This window comes from Acidovorax sp., assembly GCF_046341535.1.
Lineage (GTDB): Bacteria > Pseudomonadota > Gammaproteobacteria > Burkholderiales > Burkholderiaceae_C > Acidovorax.
The window spans coordinates 1-5,734 of sequence record NZ_JBKDRI010000119.1 but is presented as its reverse complement, the minus strand read 5'-3'; the positions used below and the strand labels follow the sequence as shown (position 1 = coordinate 5,734).

The 5,734-nt window shown below is 63.2% G+C and carries 6 protein-coding genes; 2 read left to right on the top strand and 4 right to left on the bottom strand.

The genetic code is table 11. The annotated features are described in order from the left end of the window. Positions 1–134: 134 nt before the first annotated feature. From uraD to ACK543_RS08615, 3 genes are read right to left on the bottom strand one after another with little or no spacing between them, the layout of a single operon-like run. Entirely contained in the window at positions 135–1,898 is a 1,764-nt protein-coding gene (uraD, locus tag ACK543_RS08625; RefSeq protein WP_409942436.1) for a 2-oxo-4-hydroxy-4-carboxy-5-ureidoimidazoline decarboxylase, read from the bottom strand. A gap of 38 nt (positions 1,899–1,936) precedes the next feature. Beyond that, positions 1,937–2,893 (bottom strand): allantoinase PuuE, encoded by a 957-nt coding sequence (puuE, locus tag ACK543_RS08620; protein ID WP_409942435.1) that lies wholly within the window; start codon positions 2,891–2,893, stop codon positions 1,937–1,939. Between the two features lie 12 nt (positions 2,894–2,905). Further along, positions 2,906–3,574 carry a GntR family transcriptional regulator gene (locus ACK543_RS08615; RefSeq protein WP_409942434.1) on the bottom strand — a complete coding sequence of 223 codons (669 nt, stop codon included), beginning with the start codon at positions 3,572–3,574 and terminating at the stop codon, positions 2,906–2,908. 113 nt (positions 3,575–3,687) lie between these two features. Here ACK543_RS08615 and uraH point away from each other — a divergent pair, with 113 nt between their 5' ends. Continuing rightward, positions 3,688–4,038 carry a hydroxyisourate hydrolase gene (gene uraH, locus ACK543_RS08610; RefSeq protein ID WP_409942433.1) on the top strand — a complete coding sequence of 117 codons (351 nt, stop codon included), beginning with the start codon at positions 3,688–3,690 and terminating at the stop codon, positions 4,036–4,038. 38 nt (positions 4,039–4,076) lie between these two features. Here uraH and ACK543_RS08605 read toward each other — a convergent pair whose 3' ends face one another. Then, entirely contained in the window at positions 4,077–4,562 is a 486-nt protein-coding gene (locus tag ACK543_RS08605) for a hypothetical protein (RefSeq protein ID WP_409942437.1), read from the bottom strand. Between the two features lie 143 nt (positions 4,563–4,705). On the opposite strand from ACK543_RS08605, the gene xdhC reads away from it, so the two are divergent. Beyond that, the gene (gene xdhC / locus ACK543_RS08600) at positions 4,706–5,533 is read left to right on the top strand and encodes a xanthine dehydrogenase accessory protein XdhC (RefSeq protein WP_409942432.1); all 828 of its coding nucleotides are present in this window, start codon (positions 4,706–4,708) and stop codon (positions 5,531–5,533) included. Positions 5,534–5,734: the final 201 nt, after the last annotated feature.

Genomic DNA, 5,734 nt, shown 5'->3' with positions numbered 1-5,734 from the left:
CTGCAAATCGACCGCAGCGGTCCATTTTTAACCGCCTTTTTGCCCCATAGCTCGGCTATGGGGCTGCAAATTCGGCAAAAACTGTCCTCGCTGGGGCCGATTTTCGCTTTCGACGCTCCAAGTCCGACAGGCTCCTAGGCGATCTGGCGCAGCAAGTGGGCAAAGGCTTCCACAGCCAGTTGAATGTCGTTGTTGGTGGTGGACTCCAGCGGGTTGTGGCTGATACCCGCGTTCTCGCCCCGCACGAACAGCATGGCCTGGGGCATGATCTCGTGCAGCTTCATGGCGTCGTGGCCCGCGCCGCTGGGCATGCGGTACAACGGAAGACCCAGGACATTGACCGCGCGCTCCCACCGGTGCTGCCAGTCCTTAGCGCTGGGCGCTGCGGATGCGCGCATCGATTCCTCCACCGTGCAGCGCAGCCCCCTTCGCTCGGCGATGCGTTGCAGGCTGGTTAGCACATCGGTCGCCAGCGCATCGCGCTGGGCGTTGTTGGGAGCCCGCAAGTCCAGGCTGAAATGGCAGCGGCCCGGCACCACATTGATGGACCCTCCCGGCACGTTCAGCATGCCCACGGTGCCAACGGAGTCTCCGTCAATCCGGGCGCGCTCCTCCAGGTACAGAATCAGTTCGGCCACGCCAGCAGCGGCATCGCGTCTGCGGTCCATGGGGGTGGTGCCTGCATGGCTGGCCATGCCAGTCATCTCGCACACGTAGCGCACGCTACCGTTGATGGATGTGACCACCCCCAGGGGCAGGTCCAGATCGTTCAGCACGGGGCCTTGTTCGATGTGGACCTCCACAAAGCCCAGATACTGAGCTGGGTTGCGTTTGATGCGGGGTATGTCCTCGATCTTCAAACCAGCGTGGGACATGGCGGACCGCATGGTGATTCCCTGGGCGTCTTTCTGATCCAGCCAAGCTTGGTCGAAATGGCCGGTCAGGGCGCTCGAGCCTAGAAACGTGGCCTTGAACCTTTGGCCTTCTTCTTCGGCAAACGCCACCACTTCAATGCCGAACGAAAGCCGCTTGCCGCTGCGATGGAGTTCACGCACACAGGCCATGGGCACAAAAATGCCAAGACGCCCGTCATGTTTTCCGCCGTTGCGCACGGTGTCGTAGTGTGAACCTGTGAGCAGGCTGCGCAGGCCCGGCGCTGATGCGTGGTAACGGCCCACCACGTTGCCCACCGCGTCGATGCTGACGTCATCAAACCCACATTCGAGCATGCGGTCACGAATGTTGTTTGCACAGGCCCGGTGAGCGTCGGTGAGGTAGGTGACCGTCAACTGGCCCTGCTCGGCGCAGCCGGGGTCGCTGTGCTGGGCGAGTGACTCAAGCCAGTCCCACACATCGTTGCCTAGAGTGGGCTCGGAATCGAACTTGTCATTCAGGCGAAGCTCGGCGATCCGATGGACGTTACGCAGGGCCTCGGCGAGTTCAAAGTCTGGGTGGTTGGTCAGACGTCGTGCAAATGTATCGATGATCTGTCGCTTGGTCAGTCCGGTGCCGCGCGGGCCACGCACGGCAAGGATAAAGGGGAAGCCGAACCGGGCGTTGTAGTCGGCGTTGAGCTTTTGGATGCGTTCGAATTCTTCAGGCGTGCAGTAAGTCAGTCCGGCCCTGCTTTGCTCGTGGGAGGACTCCGCGGTCAGCGTGTTGCTGATCATGGCCTTGCCCGCCAGCTCGGGGTGGGCACGAAGCAGCTTTAACTGGGCGTCGGTACCGGCATTGCGGACGCAGTCCACCATGACTTGCTTGAGGTGCGTCAGCGAACGCAGGGGGCGCTGCGCCAGCGCTTGCTGGGCAACCCATGGAGAGTGCTCGTACACGCCATCGAGCGCCCGGATGGCGTCCTGAAGGGTGTCAGTGTTGATCTTGTTGATGGTCAATGCCATGGAGATTGCCTTGATCGTGCCTGAGAGAGTGTATGCAGTTAGGGCGTGGCTCCACGGTACGGATGTGCCTGTTGCCAGTGCCGAGCGATGTCGATTCTCCGCGCAACCCAGACGTCTTCGTGCCGCCCCACGTGGTCCAGAAACCGCTGCAGTGCCGTGATGCGCCCCGGGCGACCCAGCAGTCGACAGTGCATGCCGATGCTCATCATTTTCGGAGCATTGTCGCCCGCAGGGTCGCCCTCGGCGTAGAGGGCGTCGAACGTGTCTTTGAGGTACTGGAAGAATGGATCGGCGTGCGAATAGCCCTGCGGCAGTGCGAAGCGCATGTCATTGCAGTCCAGGGTATAGGGCACGATGAGCTGGGGCACAACGGTACCGTCGGTGCGCCGTACCTTCATCCAGAAGGGCAGGTCGTCCCCGTAGTAGTCGCTGTCGTACTCGAAGCCTCCGAAGTCGGCTACCAGGCGGTGGGTGTTCGGGCTGTCGCGGCCGGTGTACCAGCCCACAGCCCTTTGGCCGGTCATGCGCTCGATGATGGCCATAGCCTCGGCCATGTGCGCGCGCTCGACGTCTTCGGGGATGTGCTGATAGTGAATCCACTTGAGGCCATGGCAGGCAATCTCGTGGCCCAGTTCGACAAAAGCTGCTGTCAGTTCGGGGTGACGCTGCAGCGCACTGGAAACCCCAAACACCGTGAGCGGCAGCTTGCGCTTTTCAAACTCGCGCAGGATACGCCACACGCCCGCCCGGGAGCCGTATTCGTAGATGCCTTCCATGCTCATGTGCCGTTCAGGGTAACTGGCAGGATTGAACATTTCCGACAGGAACTGCTCGCTGCCGGCATCCCCGTGCAGCACGGCGTTCTCACCGCCTTCTTCGTAGTTGAGTACGAACTGCACTGCAATGCGGGCACCGCCAGGCCATTGGGCGTGGGGTGGCGTTTTGCCATAGCCGATCAGGTCGCGGGGATAGGGGGCAGTGGCGTCGTAGATCATGGGAGGGGCATTTCAGTGGGCCAGTGCGACGGCAAGGTCGCTGACCGGGCGCTTGCGGTCGAAGGTGAGGCTGGCCTCGACATGTTCGAGGTGCGCCTGCATGAGCAGCACGGCGCGGTCTTCATCGCGGGCGGCCAGGGCCGCAACGATGTCTGCATGCTCTTGGTGAGAATGGGTGGCTGCACTGGCCGATTGGTACATCAGCGTGATGAGCGCGCAGCGCGATATCAGATCGCCTAGCATCTGGGCCAGCACCTCGTTGCCCATGAGTTCGGCCATGCGCACATGGAAGTCGCCCAGCAATTCCGCGCGGCTGTTAGGGTCATCCGAGCCCACGGCGGCCTTTTCTCGGGCCACATGCGCGCGCAGAGCCTTGAGCCTGGCGGGAGTGCAGGTGCGCACAAAGCCGCGTGTCATTTCGGTCTCGAGCATGCGGCGCACGGCGAAGACCTGACGGGCCTCCTCGACCGATGGCGTGGACACAAACGCACCGCGCGCCGGTTCCAGCGTGACCAGACGGTTTTGCGCCATCTGGAACAGAGCCTGGCGCACCAAGGTGCGCGAGACACCGAAATGGTCTGCCAATTTTTGCTCGGCCAGCTTCGTGCCAGGTTGCAGCCGATGCTCCACGATGGCGCGGGTCAAAGCTTCGACAATGGCGCTGGTGGATGACGGTTCCATCACTGCATGATACGGGCCAACACCGGAAAGTGTATACACTTTTGGTCTACATTGAGCGTTTCTACGGATCGGCGCACTGGTACCGTCTTGGCTTGCAACCTCAGGAGATTCCCATGGGCCTCAGCACCCACGTTTTGGATACCATGCACGGCTGCCCTGCCGCCGGCATGGAGGTGACCCTGTATTCGACGGAGGGCGATGCGGCCACCGTCATCAAGCGACTGGTGCTCAACCACGATGGCCGCACCGATGCCCCGCTGTTTGACCATGCGAGCCTGCGCACCGGCACCTACAGGCTGCGCTTTGATGTGGGGGGCTACTTCAAGGCGCGTGGGGTTGAGCTGCCCGAGCCCAACTTCCTGAACCAGGTGAACCTTGACTTTGGCATTGCCCATGCGGATCAGCACTACCACGTGCCGCTGCTGGTCAGCCCCTGGAGTTATTCCACCTACCGCGGGTCGTGAAATGGCTTGCCTGCGGGGAGCGGATCGGGACGATGGGGCTAAAGTTGCCCTTCGGTCAGCGTATCGAGCTGGAAATGGCCGCTGCTGTCCCACAGCCAGGTGTCGGTGTAGGTGACCTTGCCCATGCGCGACGGTGCCGGAAACGGCGCTGCAGCGCGCACGGTGCGCTCGATTTCTGCCATCACTTCAGGGGCATGGCGCGGAGCGCGCAGCCAGTGCAGGCGTGTCACACGGCCAGCGCGGTCCACATCAATCTCCAGCACGCCAATCGCGTACAGCATGGGCGGAAGCTTGCCCTTGAAGATCCGATTCGCGTTGAGGCCATACAGGTGAGTGGCGGCGTCTTGCCGGTATGCCCGCGGCGTAGCGGCGGCCGATGCCCGCGCCGATCCGGCCGCACCTGGTACCGGTACCTTGACCGCAAATGGTGGTTCGCCGCCAGCGCTGGGCTTGTCCTGCGGGGTGGGTGGGGGCGATTCCGGCGCGGACCTGCAGGCGGCTACCATGGCAGCCACCGCAGCCATAACGCCTGCGGTCAGCCAGTGGCTGCGGGGAGCCGAAGTGCTTTTGGAGGCGTCTTGGGTCATGTTTGCGGACCGATGGCGTTCAGTGGGGATGTTTGCCCGTGTAGGAGGCCGAGGGCGGATTGTATGAAGGAACAAACCACGTGAGTGATCTGGATACCCTGGTCGCGAGCCTGACCTGTGCGCACGCGTGTTTGGTGCAGGTCGAGTCCACGCAGGGGTCGGCTCCTCGTGAGGCGGGTGCCTGGATGGCCGTGTTTGCCGATCACATCATTGGCACCATCGGAGGTGGGCATCTGGAGCATCAGGCCATCGCCGAGGCCAGGCGCCGCCTCGCAGGCCAGCCCGGCGATGCCCGCCTGCGCTACCCGCTGGGCCCGGCTCTTGGTCAGTGCTGCGGCGGCGTGGTGCATCTGACCTACGGGCATCTGGGCGCGATGGATCCGTTGGCGTTGGACAGGCTCCGTGCGAGGCTCGCCCCCCCGCGGTACCCGGTCGCACTGTTCGGGGGAGGCCATGTGGGCCACGCGCTTGCCCAAGTGTTGGCTCCGCTCCCCTTTGCCCTGCACTGGATCGACAGCCGCGATGGCATTTTTCCACAAGCGCTGCCTCAGGACGTGGTGTGCGAGCACTCCGAACCGGTGCAACAGGCCGTGTCGGCGCTGGTGCCGGGTACCCGCGTGCTGATCATGAGCTTCAGTCATGCGGAAGACCTGGACGTGGTGGCCGCCTGCCTGCGCCGCCAGCGCGAGCGCAGCGACCTGCCGTTCATCGGCCTTATCGGTAGCAAAACCAAATGGGCGACTTTCTCGCATCGGCTGACCGAGCGCGGCTTTACCCCGCAAGAGCTCGCAGGGGTCACCTGCCCGATCGGCATCCCCGGCATCACCGGCAAGGAACCGGCAGTGATTGCGGTGGCGGTGGCAGCCCAACTGCTGCAGACCCTGGAGACAGCCCGGCCCAAGGATTGAGGACATCCGGGTCACCCCGGGCTGGAACTGGGAACAATCCTTGCATACACTTTTGAGCTTGGATGGTCGCAGCGGTGCCGGGCAATGCATGCCCTGGTGCGCGACCCATTGTTCTGCTCAGAGCGCCCGCAGTGGTGAGCAGGTTGCCAGTAACGCGCGTTCGCCCGGTCCGGGGTGCACTGCGTTCAAATGCGGCGCTCC

What these genes read in the sequence shown, in the direction of transcription:
- uraD (WP_409942436.1), bottom strand. Translation starts at nt 1,898, where the DNA reads ATGGCATTGACCATCAACAAGATCAACACTGACACCCTTCAGGACGCC.
- puuE (WP_409942435.1), bottom strand. Translation starts at nt 2,893, where the DNA reads ATGATCTACGACGCCACTGCCCCCTATCCCCGCGACCTGATCGGCTAT.
- ACK543_RS08615 (WP_409942434.1), bottom strand. Translation starts at nt 3,574, where the DNA reads ATGGAACCGTCATCCACCAGCGCCATTGTCGAAGCTTTGACCCGCGCC.
- uraH (WP_409942433.1), top strand. Translation starts at nt 3,688, where the DNA reads ATGGGCCTCAGCACCCACGTTTTGGATACCATGCACGGCTGCCCTGCC.
- ACK543_RS08605 (WP_409942437.1), bottom strand. Translation starts at nt 4,562, where the DNA reads ATGGCTGCGGTGGCTGCCATGGTAGCCGCCTGCAGGTCCGCGCCGGAA.